Source organism: Bowmanella yangjiangensis (genome assembly GCF_018531185.1).
Lineage (GTDB): Bacteria > Pseudomonadota > Gammaproteobacteria > Enterobacterales > Alteromonadaceae > Bowmanella > Bowmanella yangjiangensis.
Map to the genome: position 1 here is coordinate 1 of NZ_JAHDJU010000003.1, position 19742 is coordinate 19742.

Here is a 19742-nt window from a genome sequence, read left to right on the forward strand (position 1 = left end):
CTATTTACTCCTTTTATTTGCTGGTAACAAACAAAAGTCAGTATCTAGCATGAGCACTCTACGGGCACAGCCCCGACTGGACGATCACCACCTCCATAGGAGGTGGTTTAAGACTGACAATAAAAAAACGGGCCATGAGGCCCGCTTCTAGTACTCGATAGCGTTGAAGGCTTAGCGAATAACCTCAATGCCACCCATATATGGGCGCAGCACATCAGGGATTTCCACACTGCCATCGGCCTGCTGATAGTTTTCCAAAATGGCAACTAAAGTCCGTCCTACCGCCAAACCAGAGCCATTTAAGGTGTGCAGCAGTTCGGGCTTGCCGGTTTCCGGGTTACGATAGCGTGCCTGCATACGGCGCGCTTGGAAATCCAGCATATTGGAGCAAGAAGAAATCTCTCTGTAGGTATTTTGCGCGGGTAGCCATACTTCCAGATCGTACGTCTTGCATGAACCAAAGCCCATATCACCGGTACAAAGCAGCATCTTACGGTATGGCAAACCCAGTAAACGCAGGACCTTCTCGGCATGTTCGGTAAGCTCTTCCAGTGCCTCGAAAGACTCCTCCGGCTTAACCAACTGCACTAACTCAACCTTATCAAACTGATGCTGGCGAATCAGACCACGGGTGTCACGCCCATAGGAGCCAGCCTCACTGCGAAAACAAGGTGTATGAGCCGTCATCTTCAGTGGCAGTTGTTCTGCCGGGAAAATCTCATCTCGTCCCAGGTTGGTGAGCGGTACCTCTGCGGTAGGGATCAGGCTCAAACCCTGCCCTTCTTCAGTAGCAGGCTTGGTATGAAATAGATCCTCGCCAAACTTAGGCAATTGGCCGGTACCAAACAAGCTATCGGCGTTGACCAGATAAGGTACGTACATTTCCTGATAACCATGTTCACTGGTATGCAGGTCCAGCATAAACTGCGTTAACGCACGATGCAGACGGGCAATCTTGCCGCGCATAACCACAAAACGCGCGCCACTGAGCTTAACCCCAGCTTCAAAATCCAGGCCTTTGTCCAACGCCGTGGCTACATCAACGTGATCTTTTATGTCGAAATCGAACTGGCGTGGCGTACCCCAACGGCTGATTTCTTTGTTCTCTTCTTCATCGCGACCGACTGGCACAGATTCATGTGGCAGATTAGGCAGCGCCTGAGACAATTGACTGATTTCCTCTAACAGCGCATCCAGTTCAGTTTTCGCACTGTCCAGCTCGTCACCCAGCTTGCCCACTTCAGCCAGTAAGGGGGCTATATCTTCACCAGCGGCTTTGGCTTTACCTATATTTTTGGAGCGCACATTGCGCTCATTCTGCAATTCCTGCGTACGGATCTGCAGATCTTTGCGTTTTTCTTCAAGGGATTTAAAGGTCGCCACATCCAGGGTAAAGCCGCGGGTGGCAAGGCGCTGTGCGGTTGTCTCGATATCGCTGCGCAAAAAATTCGGGTCTAACATGCTGTGTGATTAACCTTTGTTTATGATCAACTTGATACCCAACCATGCAGCCAACAGGCAACACAGCAGGTTTAACAAAATATTGCCCACGGCTTTCATCCATGCACCTTGTTGCATAAGCAATAAGGTATCCAGGGAAAACGTGGAAAATGTGGTCAGGGCGCCAATAAAACCAATGCTCAAAAAGGTCCGCCAAGGGTGGCCTGCCACATACTCGCTCTCGATAAGACCATACACAACGCCTAGCATCAAGGAGCCGAGAATATTGACCGCCAGTGTACCAAAGGGAAACCCTTTACCAAACCACTGCAAAGCCAGTTGCGAAATAAAATAGCGTAAACAGGCGCCCATAGCGCCGCCCGCGGCAATAGTCGCATATAAAGCAAAACTGTTACTTATAACGTTGCTGCTCACTTTGCTCATCCTGTTCGCGCAAATAATCCAATTTGGCACGAATTTGCTTCTCCAGACCGCGCTCATTAGGCAGATAATAGCGCTGATTTGCAAGCTCCGGTGGCAGATAAGATTCACCAGCGGCATAGGCCCCCGGCTCATTATGGGCATAACGGTATTCACTGCCATAGCCCTGCTCTTTCATCAGTTTGGTTGGGGCATTGCGAAGATGGTGAGGCACCTCAAAATTAGCCAGCTCTCTGGCGTCTCTGCGAGCCTGTTTATAGGCCATATACAGGGCGTTACTCTTGGCCGCGCAGGCACAATACACCAGCGCCTGGGCAATGGCGCGCTCTCCTTCGGCCGGGCCAACCCGATGAAAGATATCCCAGGCGTTCAGACAGACCTGTAACGCCCTAGGATCAGCATTACCAATATCCTCGGACGCTATTGCCAGCAAACGTCTGGCCGCCACTAATGGATCGCAACCCGCTTCCAGCATTCGTGCATACCAATACAATGCCCCATCTGGTGACGAGCCTCTTACGGATTTATGTAAGGCAGACAACATGTCGTAAAACTGATCCCCGCCCTTATCAAAGGCGGCCACCTTACCGCCTACCGCTTCACGCACTGTATCGACGCTCACCAACCCCTGCTCGGCAAAATCAGCCGCCAGCTCCAGGTAATTAAGCAAACGTCTGCCATCGCCATCAGCCAGTTGAGTTAACAACTGTTGTGCATCGTCAGCCAAGGTAATGCCAGCGTAACGGCTATCCTGCATAGCCCGAGACAACATCTGCGTTAAGTCTTCTGCTTCCAGTTTCTTAAGCAGATACACTCTGGCTCTGGACAGCAAGGCGCCATTAAGTTCAAAAGACGGGTTTTCGGTCGTCGCGCCGATAAAAATGACGGTACCGTCTTCAATATGGGGTAAGAAAGCATCCTGCTGGCTCTTATTAAAGCGGTGTACCTCATCAACGAACAATAAGGTTTTTTTGCCTCGCGCCTGGGCCTGGTGCCGGGCATTATCAATAGCCTGACGTATCTCCTTTACCCCTGAGGTCACCGCAGAGATGCGCTCTACATGGGCATCACAATAATTGGCGATCAGTTCAGCCAGGGTGGTTTTTCCCGTGCCAGGTGGGCCCCAGAGGATCATGGAATGGGCTTTGCCCTGCTCGATAGCGCGGCGCAGCGGCTTTCCTTCCCCCAGAATATGCTGCTGGCCGGCGTAGTCTTCCAGGCGCTTTGGCCGCATCAACGCGGCCAGTGGCTGGTAAGGATTGTCCTGGCCAAAGTCCAGCTCTTGGGTCATGGTTTTGGCAAACTTCCGGTCTGTACCTGGCGCTGGTCATCCAGCTCAAATCCCTCGGGAAGGGTAAAGATAAACAACGCGTCCGGTAAGCCCTTGTTTTGCTGGATATCGGAAAAATCCAGAGTACTGGTTTGTTGCTGTCTGTCCAGCAGGCTAAGGGAAACCAAAGTTTGTCCTTCAAACCTCAAAGTGAGGGTCTCAATCTGGCTGTCTTCGCTGTGACTACGTATCTGGTAGCTGGTCCCCTCTGCTGTCACACTAAAATCCTGCCAATGCTGACTATCTGGCTGTGCCAGTAAAATCAGCGGATTGTCGGCCACTGTTGCCTGTTGGTCCATAGCGATAGCCTGTTCCACAAAGGGGTCAACATGCCAAACCGTCTGACCATCGGCGATCAACAAACTCTCATCTGGCGAAAACAGTTCCCAGCGTAATTTATTCGGCTGCAGCAGTTGCAGCTTGCCTGTGGCTTCCTGCACCTGCTGTCCTTGACCATCAACAACCTGCTGAGAAAAATTGGCCTGAAAACTTTGCAGTTCATGGAGCCTGCTTTTCAGACTATCCGCGGCATCATTGGCCAGTACAGGAAACGCCAAAACACATAAGCTGCTTAGAAAAATTTTCTTCATACACACTTCTTGAGTAATTCACACAGTCACATTGTGACAAGCTAAACTGACCATTGCCTGAACAACAGCTGTCGCTGCATCAAACTGGTGGCGGTGCCAACACTTCACGGTTGCCGTTATGGCCTTGTGCGCTCACCACGCCGCACATTTCCATCTGCTCGACAATTCGGGCTGCACGGTTGTAGCCAATTCTGAACTGGCGCTGCACGCTGGATACTGAGGCACGACGACTTTGGGTAACAAAGGCCACCGCTTCGTCATACAAGGGATCGGATTCGGCATCATCACCTTCCGCCTGCTCTCCGGGCAGCAGCACTTCAGCGCTACCCTCTCCGCTTAATATTTCATCGATATAATTTGGCTTGCCACGTTTCTGCCAGTCTGCCACCACCGCATGGACTTCGTGATCATCCACAAAGGCACCATGTACCCGGGTCGGCACGCCGGTACCTGGTGGCAAATACAGCATATCCCCTTGTCCTAACAAGGCTTCGGCGCCCTGCTGGTCCAGGATAGTTCGTGAATCGATCTTAGATGACACCTGAAAGGCAATACGGGTGGGAATGTTGGCTTTAATAAGACCGGTAATAACATCTACTGACGGACGCTGCGTGGCCAGCACTAAGTGGATACCGGCTGCCCTCGCCTTTTGGGCAATACGGGCAATCAGCTCTTCTACTTTCTTGCCGACAATCATCATCATATCGGCAAATTCATCCACCACCACCACAATACTGGGCAACTTCTCCAGATCCGGCGCTTCGGGATCCATACTCTGTTCAGGTTTCCACAGTGGGTCTTTAATCGGCTCGCCAGCCTCTATAGCGTCTGCAATTTTGGCGTTATAGCCTTTAAGGTTACGCACGCCCAGCGCAGACATCAAACGATAACGACGCTCCATTTCCCCCACACACCAACGCAGGGCATTGGCCGCCTCTTTCATGTCCGTAACCACTTCGGCGAGCAAATGCGGAATACCTTCGTAGACCGATAGCTCCAACATTTTCGGGTCGATCATAATCAACCGCACATCTTCCGGGCTGGACTTGTACAACAATGACAAAATCATCACGTTGACGCCCACCGACTTACCCGAACCTGTCGTACCGGCCACCAGTAAGTGCGGCATTTTGGCCAGATCCACCACCACAGGTTTGCCGGCGATGTCTTTACCCAGCACCATGGTCAGGTTAGAGGCAGAGTTTTGGAAAACGTCGCATTCAATAACTTCGGACAAACGCACCATTTCACGGTGCTTGTTCGGCAGTTCCAGACCAATCACGGATTTACCTGGGATCACCTCCACCACCCGCACCGAAATAGCAGATAATGCTCTGGCCAGGTCTTTGGAAAGTGAAGAAATTTTGGCAACTTTTACACCCGGAGCCAAATCCAGCTCAAAACGGGTAATCACTGGTCCTGGGTATACCCCCACCACTTTGGCTTCGATATTGAAGTCCAGCAACTTGGCTTCCACCAAACGCGATGCAGCTTCTAATTCTTCCGGGGAAATAGGGTTTTTTACTTTGTCAGGACGATCCAGCAGATTAAACGATGGACGCTCCCCTTCCACCGCATACTCTTCTTCCAATTCAGCCAGGGTTTTAGGTTTGTCTTTCGCCGGCTTAGGTTTTACAACGGGTGCGGGTGTTGGCGCAGCTCTTACCGGCTCCGGTTCATCAAAGAAAGCGACATCATCAAAGCTTGGTTCGTCATCCATCGTGAATACCGGCTCGATAACAGGTTCCCTTCTGGATACCGGTTCAACCACGGGTTCCTGACGAGAAGCCATTGGGGATTCAGCAATATCTTCTGGTTCAGGCGCTGTCGCCTTAGTCCGTTTAGGCAAGCTGGGAACTTGCATATCCTGAAGCATTGCAGGCAGTCGGCCCAACCAGCGTAAACCACTGATGGCCCAGTCACCAATATGATCAACCAGAGCCAACCAGGACAACCCGGTCATCAGGGTCAGACCTGTACACAAAAAGCACAGTAACAGCAGCGTGGTGCCAGCCAGATTAAAATAAGGTAACAGGCGGCCACTGATGGCATCACCCACAAAACCACCGGCGGAGAATACGTATACATCGTCTGCATTGAGGCTGAACAGCGCTGTCGCGCCGATAATAGACAAAATACCGCCAATTAAACGAAGGCCAATGGTCAGGTAATCCAACTCCAACAAATCTTTGGTTTGTTGGAATAAAAACCATCCGAGTAAGGCAATACCAAATGGAAATGCGTAGGCAATGTAACCAAAACTATTGAGGAGAATGTCCGCAAACCAGGCACCGATAGGGCCGGCTGCATTTTGCACGTCTTCACGAAAGCCAGCCTGACTCCAGCTAGGGTCGGCAGGGTCAAAAGAGGCCAGAGCGAGCAACAGGTACAGCGCAAACATGCTGCACACTATCATGCCCACTTCCATAATCCGTTGGATACCAGAGAGTCGCGCCATAATCATCTAATTGTTATATTCAAAATGCCACTGCAAACAACCTGCAAAGATACCAGCCACGTTAGCAAAATCCTAGCGCAGCGGCACATAAACCCTGTTTTTATTGCCAGTATTTTGGTTGTTGCACAAATCTTGTTCTAGGTGTCGCTAATCGCCAACATCAGGAGGGATTATTTAAGATTAATTTTCAAGGTGCCGGTATGTTTCACTTCTTCCATCACCACGTAAGTACGAGATTCACTCACACCAGGCAAGCCAAGTAAGGTGTCACCTAGCAATTTACGGTAGCTGGACATATCTGCGACCCTGGCTTTAAGCAGGAAGTCGAAATCACCGGCGACCAGATGACATTCCTGAATATCGTCAAGTTTGCGAACTGCAGCAGAAAATTCTGCGAAGATATCTGAAGAAGTCTTGGTTAAGGTTATCTCAACAAAGACTAGCATGGCCGCACCCAGTTTGGCCGGATCGACCTTAGCATGATAGCCTGTTATATAACCTTGCTGCTCCAAACGTCTTACCCGCTCTAGGCAGGGCGTGGCACTTAAGCCAACACGACGAGACAACTCAACGTTCGAAAGACGGCCGTCTTTTTGCAGCTCCACCAGGATATTCCGGTCGATACGGTCAAGGTGTTTAGGGGTTTTCACCAGCATACAAAGTTCCGATAAAATGCCTTTTCTCAGGATTATATGCCGCAATTAACAATTTTTCAGCATACTCTTCTGCAAATCTTTTCATATACTTCACAACCCCATTTTCCTGTGAAGGTTGAATAGAACATGTTGATCGGTGTACCTAAAGAAATAAAAAATCATGAATACCGTGTAGGACTGACCCCTGCTGCAGTAAAAGAATTTGTTACTCATGGCCACAATGTGGTTGTGCAAAAGGACGCGGGCAGCGCCATTGGTTTCACTGATGACCAATACATCGCCGCTGGCGCCAGCATCAGCGACAATGCCGAGAGCATTTTCGACAAAGCTGAAATGATTGTTAAGGTTAAAGAGCCGCAGCCCAATGAGTGTAAAATGCTCAGCAAAGGACAAACCCTTTATACCTACCTGCACCTTGCGCCCGATCCAACACAGACAGAACTACTTATCGCCTCTGGCGCAACCTGTATTGCTTATGAAACCGTAACCGATGCCCGCAATGGCTTGCCTTTATTAGCCCCTATGTCAGAAGTGGCGGGCCGTATGTCCATCCAGGCTGGCGCCCATTATCTTGAAAAAGCGCACGGCGGTAGCGGTACCCTGCTCGGTGGTGTACCTGGCGTTGCACCAGGAAAGGTTCTGATTATCGGCGGTGGCGTGGTAGGAACTAATGCTGCGAAAATGGCCATTGGTCTTGGCGCTGACGTCACCATTCTGGATCGCTCACTGACCCGTTTACGTGAGCTGGATGATATCTTCCGTGGTCAACTGAAAACCGTATACTCAACCGTAGATGCCATTGAGCATTACTCATCTAAAGCCGATCTGGTTATTGGCGCTGTGCTTATCCCTGGCGCTGCGGCCCCTAAACTGCTGACCGCTGAGCATATCCGCAATATGAAAGAAGGCTCTGTAGTGGTAGACGTAGCCATTGACCAGGGCGGTTGTTTTGAAACGGCTCGCGCCACCACTCACCAGGATCCGGTTTATGTGGTTGACGGTGTTGTCCATTACTGTGTTGCCAACATGCCCGGCGGCGTTGCACGTACCTCTACCATGGCATTGAACAATGCTACCCTGCCCTTTGGTCTGGCACTGGCCAATAAAGGTCCAAAGCAGGCCATGTTGGATGATGTTCACCTGTTAAATGGTTTGAACGTGCATGAAGGCAAAGTAACTTACAAAGCTGTAGTTGATGCATTGGGTAGCCAGTTGGGTCTAACTTACACAGATGCTCGTACGGCACTGGGTGCCTAATTACAAGCAATAGCAAAGGCGCTCTATCGAGCGCCTTTTTTATTTTATACTCTGAGCAATTACCCTTGCTTAGGCACTAAAACCTTGGCACAAGAGGCATGGGTTTCTTTCATTCTCTGCACATAGCGGAATATAGCACTGTCCTCGTTCACCAAGCTGAAAGGCGCTTTTAGCTGTGTCACGTAGTAGAGTGACGGTAATGCCATAGCATCAGCGAGACTGAAGGTGCTGCCAAACAAGTAACCCGCTTCTTCGCTCAACCAGGTCTCAACCAAAGACAAGGCTCGCAGCGCGGCCGGTTTGTTAGCTTCCATAACATCCAAACGAGGTGTGCCATCAGGTCCTTTAGGGAAAATCAGCTCCAGCATATAGTCGCGGATAAGCGCATGGTTGATATAATTCGACAGTAGTTGTACCCGTTCATCCAGTTTCGCAGCCAACCAAGGGTCTTGCGGGGTCAATTTCACTCCAGGAAATTGCGCATCCAGATAACGGATGATACTGGTCGACTCACACAGTGCTTTATCATTCACCAGCAGCACAGGTATCTTGCCATAGGGATGCCACACATGATGCTGCTCGCCTTTAAAAGGCACTTCCTCACCATTCACCGCCATTCCCATGCTGTAGGGGATCTGTTTTTCTTCGCAGACCAACTGAGCCACGCGACCAAAACTGCTAAATGCCACCGAATATATATGTACTTTAGTCATAACACCTCCGTTGATAATTCTCTTGCTTCAGAATAGGAAAAGCCTAAATATGTTCAAGAACATATTCTGAATTTGGAGCAACACCATGGCCTGGCAAAAAAGCCATAAAGAACAAACCCGTGAGCGAATTTTAGTCAGTGCCGCCAAGCTATTTACCGAGTATGGTTTCGAGCAAGTCAGTATTGACCAGGTTATGACAGACGCAAAACTTACCCGGGGGGCTTTTTATGCACACTTTGGCTCCAAGTCAGCCCTGTATAGCGAAGCCATCCTAACCGCCGCCAAAAACAGTATAAGTAGGCTCCCACCACAACCCAGTCATACCCAGCTAACCGAAGGATATTTGTCTGAAGAGCACGTTAAAGGCCAAGGCAGACGCTGTCCCCTGGCTTTTTTGGTGACCGATATCAGTCAGCGCGATGAAACGGTGCGGGATACCTACACCAGAATGTTTCAAGGTATGGTGAATATGCTGGAGTCTGGCGGACTTTGCCGTGAGAAAGCGCTGCAACAAGCAGTCTTGATGGTAGGCGGTGTAGCCATCGGTCGGGCACTTAACAATGAAAGTTTGGTAGAAGAAATACTCAGCAGTTGTCGAAACCTAAGCTCAGTTTGAAACCCGCTTGAGGAATAACGGATAATGGCGCTTTAATTTATCATTGTTCTAAGGACTTTCCATGGCACGAAAAGCCGCCGCATTGCACATTCTGGTGAAGACCGAGCAAGAATGTCTGGCGCTAAAACAAAAACTTGCGCAAGGCGCCAGCTTTCAGCAATTAGCCAAAAAACACTCGTTATGTCCCTCCGGCAAGCGCGGTGGCGATTTAGGTGAATTTGCTCAGGGCGACATGGCCCCCGCTTTTGATAAAGCCGTATTCAAAGGGCCGGAACTGGAAGTACAAGGCCCGGTTAAAACAGGCTTCGGCTATCACTTAATTAAAGTGCTTTACAAGCGCTAAAACGCCACCACGTTGCATTGGACTTATGACACAGACACCGGATTTCAGTTTACTTGATGCCAGCTTAGTCACGCTGAGTGTGCTGCTCGTCATTTGGCTATTGCGACCGGCCGTAAAAAATTCGGCTTTTTGGCAAGCGACAGTCACACCATTGGCATCAATAATCGGCAGCGGCTTTTTAGTCGTAGTCCCACTACTGGCTAATATTGCCGGACACTGGGCATGGCTTGCAATAATAGTGATAGTGCTGCTGTCCTGGTGGTTGGGGAGCGCCATGCGTTACAGCATGCAAACCTCTTCACTAAATCAGGATGCGCCAGATAAGTGGCTGATGGGACTGGAACGGTTTGCTGACGTTGCTTTGGCAATTGCCTATGTTATCTCCATTACCTTCTATATCCGTCTGATGGCCGGTTTTTTGTTAACGGGTCTTGATATTTATAGTGAGTTTAATGCCGATGTTCTGGCCAGCATGGTACTGCTAAGTATTGGTTTTTATGGCTTGCTGCGAGGATTACATGGGTTGGAAAGGCTGGAAGAGTATTCTGTCAGCATCAAACTGGCGATCATTGCCGCGCTGCTTGGAGGCTTGTTATGGCAGGATGTCCAGCAAGGCTATCACTGGCATGGCTTAAGCAGTCCAGATCAGCCCTGGTGGCAAAGCCTTTGTCAATTGGGCGGTATGCTGCTGATTGTACAAGGATTTGAAACCAGTAAATATTTAGCCTCCCAATATCCGCTCAATGTGCGGGTTCGCTCCATGTCGGTTGCGCAAATACTGGCAGGACTTATCTATATTGGTTTTGTGGTGTTAGCTATGCCCTATATGGGGCAGTTTGTCGGAACTCAACCCAGCGAAACGGCTATCATCACGGTATCTGCACAGATCACCCTGGTTTTACCTGTCATGTTAATTGTGGCAGCGGCCATGAGCCAGTTTAGTGCCGCGATTGCTGATACCATAGGTGCGGGCGGAGTCGTTGAGCAGCAAAGCCGTTCGCGAATTAATGCACGTAACCTCTACCCTGTTATCACCTTATTCAGCGTGACTTTGCTTTGGAGCGCTAACATCTTTCAACTGGTTAGCTATGCATCCCGCGCCTTTGCCTTTTACTACCTGCTGCAGTCACTGCTTGCGGCCAGACAAAGTGCCTTGCGCGAACACGCGCCCAAACGAGTTGCCTCTTATTTGGGTTTGGCCTTCATTATGTTACTCATTGTGGTCTTTGCAGAGGCCGTGGAAGGCCATTAGTCCGGTGTTTTCTGTTGTATACAGATGCGGTTTCGACCTGAATGCTTGGCTTGATATAACGCCTTATCGGCCCTGTTTACCGCCATTTCCACTGTTTCACAACTGAGATCTATCTCAACGACGCCAATACTAACCGTGAACTTCAATGTATCTTGCTCGTCGGTAATTAGCACCAAAGACTGAATCGCCTCCAGTATCCGTTTGGCACATTTATGCGCTTCCTGCTCATCTACACCTGGCAGCAACATGACGAATTCTTCGCCACCAAAGCGAGCAATCAGATCCTTACTACGACAGTACTTTTTAAGGGTAGCGGCAACTTCTACTATCACTTTATCGCCGGTCTGATGCCCATAGGTATCATTCACACGTTTGAAATGGTCAATATCGGTCACTAATACGGACAAAGGCTCATTTTGTGTTTTTGCCACCTCAAGCAAATAGTCAGCCTCAGAGTAAAAGTAGCGGCGATTGTATAGTTTGGTTAAAGGATCGGTGGCAGCCTGCCGTTTAAGTTCTTCTTGAGAATGGCGTATATCCTCAAGGATTTTTATCCGATACGAGATTATGAATGCCAGCGTCAGGGCTTCCAGCACTATGCCAATACCCACCCCAAAGTGGCTGATGTAGCTGGGGGTGATTAAACCTTTATAGAAGAGTACCGCCATACCGTTAAACAGTACAAAGAAGCTATGCCCTATCAAAAAGTACTTCACCAGCGGATTACCTTTTCTATACAAGGAAATACTCACCGAGAAAGTAATCACCATCATCAAGGCTGCCAGACTGCTGGCGGGCTTCAGTGCACCAGATATGTCAACAAAGCCATAAATCAAGGTGGCTGATAACAACACCAGCATAAACTGTAAAAAACGGTGTTCTGTGGGGTAGAAACGCTTGGTCTCAAAAATGGACATGACAAACAGCAACAGAAAAATCGGCATGGTGATCAAACTGAGGTTGAGAGTGAACACCTCATCCCCATACCACCCAAACAAATTAGCTAATAACCCGTAGGACAAAGCGATCCAGAGCAAGCCGGAAATCAGATAGAAGGAATAGTAAATATTTTCTTTTTTGCTGGTCGCGAAGTACAAAAGACCATTGTAGAAAACCAAAGCCAGCATCATACCAACCATCAATGCTATGTCGGTCTTGGCACCAATGAGTGCTCGCTTGGAGCCCTCTGAATCATGCAAATTCAATGCAAACCATTGATGGGAATACACATGGCTACGTACATATAAGGTTAGCGTATCGCCAAATGCTATATTCACCGGATAGACCACTGTGCCCCGATACATCAGCGGGCTGTCTGTTGCATCGTTCATATCCAGCCACTCGCTACGAACTAGTGTGTCATGGCGGAACTCATAAAAAGCCACAGAACGCACGTGATAGGCATAAGGCAAATGGATATAAAACTCTTGGGTATTCTTTGCCTCATTGCGAAGTTCAAGCTTGTACCAGGTAACTCTGGCACTCGTCCCTAGCGTCGTATAATTTCCGGTAGGACTGAAGGTCTTCTCAGCTACATCTTCTATAGCCAATGTCTGAGCCTCATCAACAAAGTAGCCGAGCTCAAAGTGAGTCAGATTGAGTGGCGAGTCTTTAATAACAACAGATGATGCCTGGCTGGAAAAAGTGAATAGCAAGCAGAACGAAATGCATAAATAACGACAAAACTGCATCATATTCACCTTCCTTGACTGGGATAAGCTTTTCAAAACACTAGCTTTTCAATATGTTACCGGACTGTTTCAAGAACACCAAAGTATTCCGAAATATTCAGTTGTTAATCGGCTTATCAAGCAAAGTGACGCATATTTCATGCAGTTAAACGAAATACCTAATCCTTAGGTATTAAAAAAGGCGCTTAATAGCGCCTTCATTATCTGTCACTGATAAAAATCAGTATTCCCACCAGCCTTGCTGCCACCAGGTTAGAAACTCGTCGAAGTCGATGTGACCATCAGCATTCTCATCAATCATACTGAACGCTTCTTCTACCACTTTGACCTTAGTCTTAGGTGAAAGTACGGTAAGTAGCTCGATAAATTCACCCAGATCGATCATACCGTTGTGATCATTGTCAAAAAAGTCGAACTCCTTGCGGACTTCGGCAACTTGGGCTTCGGTTAGGGATTGTCCTGACATAACACTTCCTCGAATTAGGACGATATGGGGGCTAGTGTACCCCCGGAGTTCATCTGTGAACAACCCACTAGCCGACTTTACTTCACCTGTTCGGCTTTTTTTGCAGCATTTGCCGCCAGCGCTCTGGCTCTGCGCTCATCAGCTTTTTGCTGGCGACGTTGCTCCATGGCAATACGGGCATCTGCACCAACATGCTCTTCATCACGCTGTTTAGCCAGAGAAACCTGCTTTTCACGCTCGCGAAAACGGGCCAATTGCTCTTCGCTATGTTTACCAAAACATTTCGGGCAACTAACCCCAGACTCGTACTCCGGCTGCTGCTTTTCCTCTTCAGTGATAGGCAAGCGACAGGCATAGCATTGGTCGTAGTGGCTGCGCTGCAGGTCGTGATTTACCGCTACCCGATTGTCGAAAACGAAGCAGTCTCCTTCCCATAAACTGTCTTCTTTAGGTACTTCTTCCAGATACTTAAGAATACCGCCTTCCAGGTGATATACCTCTTCAAATCCCTGCTCTTTCAGATAGGCAGTGGACTTTTCACAGCGGATACCGCCAGTACAGAACATCGCCACTTTTTTATGCTTGCTGGGGTCCAGTTGCTCTTTCACGTATTGAGGGAACTCGCGGAAAGTCTGGGTGTTGGGATTGATCGCATGTTTAAAAGTGCCAATCTCAATCTCGTAATCGTTGCGCGTATCAATAGTAATGACATCGGGATCGCTTATCAGCGCATTCCAATCAGACGGCTTTACATAGGTACCCACGGTGCGACGAGGATCAATGCCTTCCACACCCATGGTCACGATTTCTTTTTTCAGTTTAACCTTTGTACGGTGAAACGGCTGGGTTTCATCAAATGAGATCTTGTAGCTGATAGGGTTTAAACGCGCATCCGCATTTAACCAGGCCAAGAGCGCATCAATGGCTTCCTGTGTACCAGAAACGGTACCATTAATGCCCTCATGAGCGAGTAATAAGGTACCCTTGATTGAGTGAGCTTCCATAAACTCGGTAAGGGGCTGACGAATCGCCTGATAATCTTCCAGCGTGACAAATTTGTACAACGCGCAAACAACAATCTGAGACATAACACTTCCTCTAGCGGGCTGGAACGTAAATCCAGAGCCAAATACAACAACATCCTATGCAGGATGCCCTAAAACGGCGCGCATTTTAGGGGAAAAGCCATAAAATTTAAAGGGGATTAGTGCCACTCTATTGATTAGTAGACCTGCGATGTAGTGCTTCTTGCAACAACGCAAGCTGGCCCTCGCTCAAGCGCGCTTTCGCCTCTGGCGCTTCCTCTACCAGGCTCATCAGCAAAGTGCCAGCTTGCTGTAACTCTCCTGATGCCACCAACCTATCGACCTCGGCAAGGCGTTCACTGATTTGCGCGGCAGGCAATACACTGGCTGTCTTACTTCTGACTGCTGCAGCTTCGCGTTCAATACTCTGAGCTAACTGACGTTTTTGTTCGGGCATCGCCTGATATTCGCGTCTTGCCTGTTGGGGGGCGCTCGGTACCATATCGTATGAGGAGGCCGATACCGCCTGCTCCTCGGGCGGTAATAATGGAGACGTAGTGAAAAACAAGATCCCCACTAACAAGGCAGCCGACACCACACTGGACAACGGCCAACGCCAGGCTGTCCAGCGGGACGGTTGCTTGGCATCCAATGGCACGGTATGCACAAGCGCACCTTGCTTAGCCATAGCCAATATGCGGGCATCCACATGTTCTGGAGAATTCTCTTTATCCAGACTCTGATAAAGCGCAGAGAGACGCTTTTCATCATCAGTCATCTGCTGGCGCTCCCATACCGATACATTTGCTCAGGTTTGCCACCGCGTAACGCCAGCGACTTTTGCAGGCATCTAAACCAGCCCCCATAATAGTAGCCACCTGCTCCATGGTAAGTCCGGCTTCCTCTTTAAGCAGAAACACATCCAGTTGTAAGGCAGGCAGCTTACCCAAACAGTGCTTAAGGCGAAGGGCCAGCCTCCCCTGCTCGGTAATAGCCTCAGGATAATCTTGCGACGCCATGCTTTCCAAAGCCTCAGATTCATCACTCACTAAGGTAAAACGACGATGGGCCTTACGGTGCTGATCGGCAAGCAAATTGCGCGCAATTTGGTACAGCCAAGTGGTAAACCTGGCCGACGGCTGATAACCAGGCGCAGAGGCAATAACCCGTTGCCACACTTCTTGCACCAACTCTTCCGCGCACTCTGTTGCCATGCCCCGGCGAACAAAGAATCGCCACAAGGGATTTTTATGCTGCTCATAAAGCTGGCAAAAAGCCTGCAAGTCACCAGCAGCATAAGCCAGCATTAGTTCCTCGTCGGATTGCTGACCTGATGCTAGTGATGTACCGTCATACCGGGGCTGGGCAAATGACATAGGCTGTCCTATCGTGTTTATTCAGTAAACGCTGATGACTGGCTTATCAATTCTGCGCTTTTAAGCAGATTGATAAATTCATGACGATACCCCTGAGGATCGCTTCCTTTGCCTCGCTGCGCCAAGGCGAGCAGTGTCTGGTAATCACTGTCCTGCATATATTTGCCCCCTTTTAACATCTGAGCAAAGCCAGCAACAGCGGCTGCAAAGGCAAAATCCCCTTGTACCTCTTCAGATGATAGCTGATCTAGGCTAACCACTTTGCTCACCAGCTGGCTTTTTGTCTCAGATGGTAGCTTATATCTGAGTTTAATCTGCGCCAGCTCTTTGGCAAAGCTCCCTTGCGCCCCTGATGACTGATAACGAAGCGGATCAATTTGTTCACCGCCAGAGCCAGCCAGCGCAATTTCATAAATAGCGGTGACACGATGCCCAGCACCAATTTCACCGGCATCAACCTTATCGTTATTGAAATCCTCTCGCTCTAGTAAGCGATTGTGATATCCCACCAGACGATACTCACTGATAAGTGCTGGGTTAAATTCCACCTGAATTTTCACATCAGCGGCGATGATCTCCATGCTGGAGGTCAGCTCATCGACCAGGACCTTACGTGCTTCATTGATACTATCGATATAAGCATGTTGTCCATTGCCCAAGTTAGACAAGCTCTCCATCAAAGCATCATTATAATTGCCACTACCAAAACCTAAGGTCGTCAGAGCAATACCGCTTTCGCGCTGCCGACGGATAAGGGCTTTAAGTTCCTCCAAATCTGACATACCGACATTAAAATCCCCGTCGGTCGCCAGAATCACGCGGTTCACCCCCTCTTTGATAAAGCTACTGCGGGCTAACTGATAAGCCTGAAGAATGCCGCCTTCACCATTGGTCCCGCCCCCAGCAGACAGCGTATCCAGTGCAGTCTGAATACGACCACGCTGATTACCTTGCGTAGGTTCCAGCACCGTTTGGCTGCTGCCAGCATAGGTCACGATACTGACGCGATCCTGACTGCCTAATTGGGATGTTAACAATCGCAGGCTGCTTATCAAAAGCGGTAACTTATCAGGCGCATTCATAGAGCCAGATACATCCAGTAAAAACACCAGATTAGCGGCTTTACGTTGTTGCTTGTCTAACATCTGTCCCTGTAAACCCACTTTGAATAAATGGCGTTTGGGGTTCCAGGGTGATGCCGCAAGCTCAGTATTGATGCTAAACACCTCACTGTTATCAGGTGCTGGATAGCTATAGGTGAAGTAATTAATAAAATCTTCTGCCCGCACCGCATCGGCAGGTGGTAAGAAACCTTGATTCAGCATGCGTCTGACGTTGGTGTAACTGCCGGTGTCCACATCAACGGAAAACGTTGATACCGGTTGCTCGCTGGTCAGCATCAGGGCATTTTCAGGCGTATCCAGATAGCGCTCCCGGCTTGGCGCGCTCATCACTTGCATACGGGCCATAGGTGAAGGGGCATAGAGCGCAGCATCAGCCATGACACGCTGTTCGACTTCAGTAGCAGGCACCGACCGCACTTTACGTTCAGTAGCAGGGTTAGCTTGTTGCTCAGGCGCTTCGTTGGCACAAGCACTAAGCAGCAAGCCGGTCAATAAGCAACAAGCTCGGGTGGTATAGGGAAAATGTGGCATAAATAACATCCATTAAGGGGCGAATTTTTCCCTATAAACGATGCTATTGACGATTCGGGTTATTTATTTTGCGATTCCGCTTAGCCACTAACCAGAATCGCTGATACCCGCCGGGGCAAATCAGGCTGATTGCACCCGGTCAAATAACTGATAGAAGTTACCTGTTGTGACTTCGGCCAGTTTGCTGAGCGGAATTTCCTTTAAATCAGCTATAAATTGCGCCACATCCTTCACATAAGCCGGCTCATTGGGTTTACCGCGATGTGGCACCGGCGCCAACCAAGGCGAGTCGGTTTCAATCAGCAATCGCTCCAGCGGTATTTCCCTCACCACATCCTGCAGCTCTTTGGCGGCTTTAAAGGTCACTATACCGGAAATAGAGATGTAAAAGCCCAGCGCCATAGCCCGCTGCGCCATGTCCAAATCCTCAGTAAAACAATGCAGCACCCCTTTGGTATGCGGTGCTTTGTATTGTTTTAGCAGTGCAATAGTGTCCTGTCGGGCATCTCGGGTATGAATGATCAACGGCTTATTCAGCTCGTTTGCCACCTTAATGTGGTCAATAAAAGACTGCTGTTGGACCGCCTTGGTATCCGGACTGTAGTGATAATCCAGGCCTGTTTCGCCAATGGCCACCACTTCATCACGACTCGCCATACGCAGTAACTCATCGTAACTACAGGCGTCTTCCTGATGCAGAGGATGCACGCCGCAGGATACCGACACATCAGTAAAATCCTTTACGGCATCCAGCATGGCTTCGTATTCGTTAACAGCTACGCAAACACATAAAAAATGCTTTACGCCGTTATCCCTGGCACGTTGCATTACAGCCCTGAGTTCTTCGGGGGATTTATCTAATCTGTCCAGATGACAGTGGGAATCAATAAACAACACTTAACTCCTGAGCGAACGGACACTGCCCAGTACGCTGGACAATAACAATAATTTATTTAAACCGGGGTTCGTTACCTGGCGACTGGCAGTGATGCACTGGCTATACATTGCAAAGAGCCCATCCTGGGCATATTGGCCCTGTTGCATGGCATTTTTTAACCACAATTGTAACCAGCTTAGTAAACGGCCTGGGTTGTCCTGCCACTGCTCAGCCATGGTCAGTACTGGTAATTGACCATTCAACACTTGTTGCAGATCTTGACTGAAATCCGCAAAGCGTTGTCCTGCTTCTTCCTGAAGCACCGCCAATAATGTCAAAGGGGTCGCGCCATATAACGTCAGCAGCTGCGGCTCAATGTCACCCTGGTATTGCTCTGCCAGCCATTGGCTGGTTTGCGCTTGGCTTGCACCAGGCAACAACAGCTTCTCACAGCGGCTTTTAATCGTGGGTAATAGGCGTTCAGCACTGTTGGCCGTTAGCAACATGTATGTATGTGCGGTAGGCTCTTCCAGGGTTTTCAGCAAAGCGTTCGCCGCAGACTCGGTCATGCTGTCAGCTTGATGAATAACCAGCACCTTGGCACCACCTAACTGCGATTTACCACTTAGCTTTTCAATGGCGCTGCGGATATCATCTACACCTATTTGCTTTTCGCTTTGAATTTGATGTAAATCGGGATGATTACCGGCGTCCACTAACTGACAAGCCTGGCATTGGCCACAGCGGCTGCTTTCAGTGCGCTGGCAAAGCAGGTAGGCGCCAACGTCTTTGGCCAGCGTCGCTTTGCCTAACCCTTGTGGTCCTAACATTAACAGAGCGTGATGCAAGCGACCGGCGCGGTAACGTCCGGCAAGTTGCTGGAACAGACTCTCGAACCAGGGATAGGTCATGCTAAAAAGCCCTGCAGTTCCAGAAGTATCTGCCCATGAACCGCAGGCATATCCTGCATCGCGTCAATGACCTTAATACTTGAGTCCTTAGCAGCTAATTGCAGATATCGATCGCGGGTGCGGGTGAAAAATGCCAAGCCAGATTGCTCGATACGATCCAGCTCCCCTCGCCCTCTGGCGCGGGCCAAACCAACTTCAGGCTCAACGTCCAGATACAAGGTTAAATCCGGCTTGAATCCTTTCAGGCTTATAGCCCTGAGGCTTGCCAGCATGTCATCCGGGATCTCTCTGCCACCGCCCTGATAGGCCTGCGATGACAGATCATGCCTATCGCCCAACACCCACTGACCTTGTTGCAAGGCCGGTTTAATCACGTTTTCCAGCAATTGCACTCTGGCAGCGTACATCAACAGCAATTCAGCTTCTATGGTGACCTTTTCTTGCCAGTCCTGCTTCACGCATTCACGAATAGCTTCGGCCATTGGCGTGCCACCCGGCTCACGGGTACAAACCAGACTATGCCCGGCCTGTTCAATACAGGTTTTGACGATGGCAATCGCCGAACTCTTACCTGCACCTTCCAGGCCTTCAATTACAATAAATTTCCCAGACATGCGCACTCAATGATTAATTTAACTATTTCAA

The 19742-nt window shown here is 49.4% G+C and carries 20 protein-coding genes; 4 read left to right on the forward strand and 16 right to left on the reverse strand.

Features of this window, described 5'->3' with window-relative positions; all coding sequences use genetic code 11:
• Positions 1-171 precede the first annotated feature (171 nt).
• The 6 genes from serS to lrp all read right to left on the reverse strand — a co-directional run bounded on the left by serS (position 172) and on the right by lrp (position 6915).
• Positions 172-1461, reverse strand: coding sequence for a serine--tRNA ligase (serS, locus tag KJY73_RS15560; protein WP_206594434.1), 1290 nt, complete (start codon positions 1459-1461; stop codon positions 172-174).
• A 9-nt stretch (positions 1462-1470) separates the two neighbouring features.
• The gene (gene crcB, locus KJY73_RS15565; RefSeq protein WP_332874234.1) at positions 1471-1860 is read right to left on the reverse strand and encodes a fluoride efflux transporter CrcB; all 390 of its coding nucleotides are present in this window, start codon (positions 1858-1860) and stop codon (positions 1471-1473) included.
• Positions 1853-3172: a replication-associated recombination protein A gene (locus KJY73_RS15570; RefSeq protein WP_214344684.1), complete on the reverse strand. Its 1320-nt coding sequence runs from the start codon at positions 3170-3172 to the stop codon at positions 1853-1855. The genes crcB and KJY73_RS15570 overlap by 8 nt, the downstream gene beginning before the upstream one ends.
• Positions 3169-3801: an outer membrane lipoprotein chaperone LolA gene (gene lolA / locus KJY73_RS15575; RefSeq protein ID WP_214344685.1), complete on the reverse strand. Its 633-nt coding sequence runs from the start codon at positions 3799-3801 to the stop codon at positions 3169-3171. Before lolA ends, KJY73_RS15570 begins: the two co-directional genes overlap by 4 nt.
• 79 nt (positions 3802-3880) lie before the next feature.
• Complete coding sequence (locus tag KJY73_RS15580; protein ID WP_214344686.1) at positions 3881-6259, reverse strand: DNA translocase FtsK; 2379 nt, start codon at positions 6257-6259, stop codon at positions 3881-3883.
• A gap of 170 nt (positions 6260-6429) precedes the next feature.
• Positions 6430-6915, reverse strand: coding sequence for a leucine-responsive transcriptional regulator Lrp (gene lrp / locus KJY73_RS15585; protein ID WP_214344687.1), 486 nt, complete (start codon positions 6913-6915; stop codon positions 6430-6432).
• Positions 6916-7041: 126 nt separating this feature from the next.
• On the opposite strand from lrp, the gene ald reads away from it, so the two are divergent.
• Positions 7042-8172, forward strand: coding sequence for an alanine dehydrogenase (ald, locus tag KJY73_RS15590; RefSeq protein WP_206594439.1), 1131 nt, complete (start codon positions 7042-7044; stop codon positions 8170-8172).
• A 59-nt stretch (positions 8173-8231) separates the two neighbouring features.
• Here the strand turns inward: ald and KJY73_RS15595 are convergent, their stop codons facing one another.
• Entirely contained in the window at positions 8232-8885 is a 654-nt protein-coding gene (locus KJY73_RS15595) for a glutathione S-transferase family protein (protein ID WP_214344688.1), read from the reverse strand.
• An 85-nt stretch (positions 8886-8970) separates the two neighbouring features.
• On the opposite strand from KJY73_RS15595, the gene KJY73_RS15600 reads away from it, so the two are divergent.
• The 3 genes from KJY73_RS15600 to KJY73_RS15610 all read left to right on the forward strand — a co-directional run bounded on the left by KJY73_RS15600 (position 8971) and on the right by KJY73_RS15610 (position 11096).
• Positions 8971-9501, forward strand: a complete 531-nt coding sequence (locus KJY73_RS15600) for a TetR/AcrR family transcriptional regulator (protein ID WP_214344689.1) — start codon at positions 8971-8973, stop codon at positions 9499-9501.
• A 61-nt stretch (positions 9502-9562) separates the two neighbouring features.
• Positions 9563-9844 carry a peptidylprolyl isomerase PpiC gene (gene ppiC / locus KJY73_RS15605; RefSeq protein ID WP_214344690.1) on the forward strand — a complete coding sequence of 94 codons (282 nt, stop codon included), beginning with the start codon at positions 9563-9565 and terminating at the stop codon, positions 9842-9844.
• Positions 9845-9869: 25 nt separating this feature from the next.
• Complete coding sequence (locus KJY73_RS15610; protein ID WP_214344691.1) at positions 9870-11096, forward strand: APC family permease; 1227 nt, start codon at positions 9870-9872, stop codon at positions 11094-11096.
• Here the strand turns inward: KJY73_RS15610 and KJY73_RS15615 are convergent.
• The 9 genes from KJY73_RS15615 to tmk all read right to left on the reverse strand — a co-directional run bounded on the left by KJY73_RS15615 (position 11093) and on the right by tmk (position 19711).
• Entirely contained in the window at positions 11093-12790 is a 1698-nt protein-coding gene (locus KJY73_RS15615) for a sensor domain-containing diguanylate cyclase (RefSeq protein ID WP_214344692.1), read from the reverse strand. The genes KJY73_RS15610 and KJY73_RS15615 overlap by 4 nt on opposite strands.
• Positions 12791-13007: 217 nt before the next feature.
• A complete protein-coding gene (locus KJY73_RS15620) occupies positions 13008-13253 on the reverse strand; it encodes an EF-hand domain-containing protein (protein WP_206594445.1) in 246 nt (81 codons plus the stop codon).
• Between the two features lie 77 nt (positions 13254-13330).
• Complete coding sequence (gene trhO / locus KJY73_RS15625) at positions 13331-14341, reverse strand: oxygen-dependent tRNA uridine(34) hydroxylase TrhO (RefSeq protein ID WP_206594446.1); 1011 nt, start codon at positions 14339-14341, stop codon at positions 13331-13333.
• A gap of 127 nt (positions 14342-14468) precedes the next feature.
• Positions 14469-15056, reverse strand: coding sequence for a hypothetical protein (locus KJY73_RS15630; protein WP_214344693.1), 588 nt, complete (start codon positions 15054-15056; stop codon positions 14469-14471).
• Positions 15049-15654 (reverse strand): sigma-70 family RNA polymerase sigma factor, encoded by a 606-nt coding sequence (locus tag KJY73_RS15635; RefSeq protein WP_214344694.1) that lies wholly within the window; start codon positions 15652-15654, stop codon positions 15049-15051. The genes KJY73_RS15630 and KJY73_RS15635 overlap by 8 nt, the downstream gene beginning before the upstream one ends.
• A gap of 17 nt (positions 15655-15671) precedes the next feature.
• Complete coding sequence (locus KJY73_RS15640; RefSeq protein ID WP_232848696.1) at positions 15672-17309, reverse strand: vWA domain-containing protein; 1638 nt, start codon at positions 17307-17309, stop codon at positions 15672-15674.
• A gap of 120 nt (positions 17310-17429) precedes the next feature.
• Entirely contained in the window at positions 17430-18203 is a 774-nt protein-coding gene (locus tag KJY73_RS15645; RefSeq protein WP_214344696.1) for a TatD family hydrolase, read from the reverse strand.
• 3 nt (positions 18204-18206) lie between these two features.
• Positions 18207-19097 (reverse strand): DNA polymerase III subunit delta', encoded by an 891-nt coding sequence (holB, locus tag KJY73_RS15650; RefSeq protein ID WP_214344697.1) that lies wholly within the window; start codon positions 19095-19097, stop codon positions 18207-18209.
• The gene (tmk, locus tag KJY73_RS15655; RefSeq protein ID WP_214344698.1) at positions 19094-19711 is read right to left on the reverse strand and encodes a dTMP kinase; all 618 of its coding nucleotides are present in this window, start codon (positions 19709-19711) and stop codon (positions 19094-19096) included. Before tmk ends, holB begins: the two co-directional genes overlap by 4 nt.
• Between the last annotated feature and the right edge of the window lie 31 nt (positions 19712-19742).